This is a genomic window from uncultured Limnohabitans sp., assembly GCF_937889215.1.
Lineage (GTDB): Bacteria > Pseudomonadota > Gammaproteobacteria > Burkholderiales > Burkholderiaceae_C > Limnohabitans_A.
The window spans coordinates 1-3,403 of the sequence record NZ_CALBEX010000121.1; the positions used below are offsets into that span (position 1 = coordinate 1).

The 3,403-nt window shown below is 59.6% G+C and carries 4 protein-coding genes and 1 pseudogene; 2 read left to right on the plus strand and 3 right to left on the minus strand.

Translation table 11 applies throughout. From position 1 onward, the window contains the following. From Q0341_RS03165 to cysS, 3 genes and pseudogenes are all read right to left on the minus strand, one after another. Positions 1-361 (minus strand): annotated as a pseudogene (locus Q0341_RS03165) (acetyl-CoA carboxylase carboxyl transferase subunit alpha); the annotation flags it as partial. Positions 362-406: 45 nt separating this feature from the next. Continuing rightward, the gene (locus Q0341_RS03170) at positions 407-1,072 is read right to left on the minus strand and encodes a DNA-3-methyladenine glycosylase 2 family protein (protein WP_299510504.1); all 666 of its coding nucleotides are present in this window, start codon (positions 1,070-1,072) and stop codon (positions 407-409) included. Further along, positions 1,054-2,430 (minus strand): cysteine--tRNA ligase, encoded by a 1,377-nt coding sequence (gene cysS / locus Q0341_RS03175; protein WP_299510505.1) that lies wholly within the window; start codon positions 2,428-2,430, stop codon positions 1,054-1,056. Before cysS ends, Q0341_RS03170 begins: the two co-directional genes overlap by 19 nt. Positions 2,431-2,646: 216 nt before the next feature. On the opposite strand from cysS, the gene Q0341_RS03180 reads away from it, so the two are divergent. Next, complete coding sequence (locus Q0341_RS03180; RefSeq protein ID WP_299510506.1) at positions 2,647-3,153, plus strand: hypothetical protein; 507 nt, start codon at positions 2,647-2,649, stop codon at positions 3,151-3,153. A gap of 25 nt (positions 3,154-3,178) precedes the next feature. Continuing rightward, positions 3,179-3,403, plus strand: a 225-nt coding sequence (locus tag Q0341_RS03185) for a peptidylprolyl isomerase (RefSeq protein WP_299510508.1), incomplete at its 3' end; no start/stop codon positions are given.

The window sequence follows — 3,403 nt, forward strand, 5'->3', positions numbered from 1 at the left end:
CGCGCCCTTTTTGCTGGCCCAGCACCATGCAGGCATGGCCATTGAACCGGGCCAAGCCGCCCACGATGGACAAGTCGTCAGCAAAGTGGCGGTCGCCGTGCATTTCAACAAAGTCGGTGAAGATGCCTTTGATGTAGTCCAACGTGTAAGGGCGCTCAGGGTGGCGCGAGATTTTGGTCACCTGCCAGGGGCTCAGGTCACTGTAAATGTCTTTGGTCAGCTGGTGGCTTTTTTTGCTCAGCTGGTCGATTTCGAGGGTGATGTCCACCGCCGACTCGGTTTGCACATAGCGCAACTCTTCGATCTTGGCTTCGAGTTCGGCAACGGGTTGCTCAAAGTCGAGAAATGTTTTTTTGCCCAAGTGTGACTCCTCTGTTCAAAACCGGGGGGACGCCTCGTCCCACCCTCAATACGCCACTGGCACAGGGTCCAGCGAGCGCCAAATATACCAAGTTGCCACAGTCGAATACGGACTCCAGGCCTGCGCCACTTCACGGGCATCGCTGCGACTGACCGGCTCGCCAGAAAAATAGTTGCGGCTGATGCCATTGATCAAGCCCACATCGTCGAGCGGCAACACGTTGGGCCGCATGAGGTGAAAGATCAGGAACATCTCAGCCGTCCAGCGACCAATGCCCCGAATCGCCACCAGCTCGTCGATGATGGCCTCGTCGTCCATCTCTTGCCAGGCCTTGACGTGCACCGTGCCCGAGCTGAAGTGCACCGCCAGATCGACCAGGTATTCGACCTTGCGCGCCGACAAACCCGCTGCCCGCATGTCGTCGACCTTGAGTTTGAGCACGGCCGCAGGGGTGAGCCGCTTGGGCAGCACGGCAAAGCGGTCCCAAACGGATTGCGCGGCCTTGACCGAAATTTGCTGGCCCACAATGGAGCGCGCCAAAGTGACAAAAGCGTCTCCCCGGGTTTCCAGGATGGCATTGCCAAACTGGGGGATGAGCTTTTTCATGACCCGGTCTTTTTTGGCCAGGTGCGCACAGGCATCGGCCCAATACTCGGGCGTGACGGGCACCACAGCCGTGCTGGCCACCACCGTCACTGAACCGACTCCCAAGTCGTGCCTGTGGCGGCATCTTTCAAGACAATGCCTTGGGCCAACAAGTCGTTGCGGATGCGGTCGGCCTCGGCAAAATTTTTGGCTTTCTTGGCGTCGGCTCGGGCCTGGATGTGCTGCTGGATGGCCGCCTCGTCGAGCCCGGCGCCGGCTTGCAAATAGGTGGTCGGGTCGGTTTGTAACAAACCCAGCAAGGCCCCTAAAGCTTTGAGCAGGCCCGAGCGCTCGGGCGAGCCACTGCGGTTGACTTCACTGGCCAACTCGAACAAAACCGCCACCGCCTCGGGTGTGCCGAAGTCTTCGTCCATGGCCGCCTTGAATCGGGCGGCCAAGGGCTCGGCCCAATCGACCGTCACATTGGCAGGCGGCACGGCCTGCAAAGCGGTGTAGAGCCGTTTCAAGGCACCTTTGGCGTCGCTCAGATGCACATCGCTGTAATTGAGCGAGCTGCGGTAATGGCTGCGCACAATGAAAAAGCGCACGGTTTCGGCATCGAATTCTTTCAGCACATCGCGGATGGTGAAAAAGTTGCCCAGGCTTTTGGACATCTTCTCGTTGTCCACATTGATGAAGCCGTTGTGCATCCAAAAGCGGGCCAACGGCAGACCGTTGGCGCCCTCGCTTTGGGCGATTTCATTTTCGTGGTGCGGGAACTGCAGATCGGCCCCGCCGCCATGGATGTCGAAGGTCTCGCCCAACAGTTCGCAAGCCATGGCCGAACACTCGATGTGCCAGCCAGGACGGCCCGCGCCAAAGGGGCTGGCCCATTTCACATCTTCAGGCTCGGTCGGCTTGGCGCTCTTCCAGAGGACAAAATCGAGTGGGTCTTGTTTGTCGGTCTCCACCGCCACGCGCTCACCGGCATGCAGTTCGTACAGCGACTTGCCCGACAACTTGCCATAACCGGGGAACTTGCGGACCGAGAAGTTCACATCGCCATTGCCAGCTTGGTAAGCCAAGCCTTTGGCTTCCAATGTGCCGATCATGCGCAGCATCTGGGGCACGTAGTCGGTGGCGCGGGGTTCGTGCTGAGGGCGTTCAATGCCCAGGGCATCGGCGTCCTGGTGCAGGGCATCGATCATGCGGTCGGTCAAGCTGCGAATGGTTTCGCCGTTTTCAAGGGCACGTTTGATGATCTTGTCATCAATATCGGTCACGTTGCGCACGTAGGTCACTTGGTAACCGCTGGCCTTGAGCCAGCGCTGAACCACGTCAAAGGCGATCATCGAGCGGGCATGGCCCAGGTGGCACAGGTCGTAAACCGTCATGCCGCACACGTACAGGCGCACATGGCCTGGCTCAGCCGGGGAAAACTCGGAAACAGCACGGCTGAGCGTGTTGAAAATGCGCAAACTCATGTCGGATTCAAGGCAAGACGAAACAGATGAAAAAGCCACCTTACACAAGGGGTGGCTTGGGCTTTTGCAACACGGGAGGCCGCAGGGGCTCCGCTACAATGACTGCTCAGTATATCCCCGAGCCGTCTGCCCCAACGCTCTTTTTGGGCCGGGTTTTGCCGCCTTGACAGACCCGCCTCAGACCCTTTCCTTTCACCTCTTACTTTCTTTGCCCGCATGCGCCCCCTGCTGACCTTGATGGTTTTTTGCACCCTCTGGACCTTCAGCTTGGGCGCGCGTGCGGACCTGTACAGCGAAGTCAACGCCTTGGTGCTAACCAGCCAGTGGGACAAAGCGCAGGCCATGGCCGATGCCCACCTGAAAACTTCGCCCACCGATCCGCAAATGCGCTTGCTGCTCAGCCACATCCAGACCGGACAAGCCCAAACCCAGGCGGCCATCGCCACACTGCGCGCTTTGACGCTGTCTTTCCCTGAGTTGCCCGAACCTCACAACAACCTGGCCGCCTTGCTGGCCCGTGACCATCGCCTCGACGAAGCGCTGGTGGTTTTGCAAGCGGCCATTCAGGCCCGCCCAGACTACGCGCTGGCCCTGGAAAATTTGGGCGACCTGCACCTGGCACTGGCCGCCCAAGCCTACGCCAAAGCCTTGGCCATACCACCCTCATCGACCCGATTGCAGAACAAGAAACTGGCCACCGAACAGCTCATGCAATCGCCCTGAGCAGCCCTTGCCGAAATTGAAATCCATGACACTCGCCCACACACCCTTGCCCCAACGCCGAAGCACCGCCATGGCTTTGGCTCTGCTCTTGAGCCTGCCTGCGCTGCTCAGCCCCGCCGCGGCTCAGGCACAGAGCGCCACCACCAAGGTCCGCATCCTCACGTCTGTGGGCGCCATCGACGCCGAGTTGTACACAGACAAAGCCCCCAAGACCGTGGCCAACTTTGTGCAGTATGTGAACGACAAACAC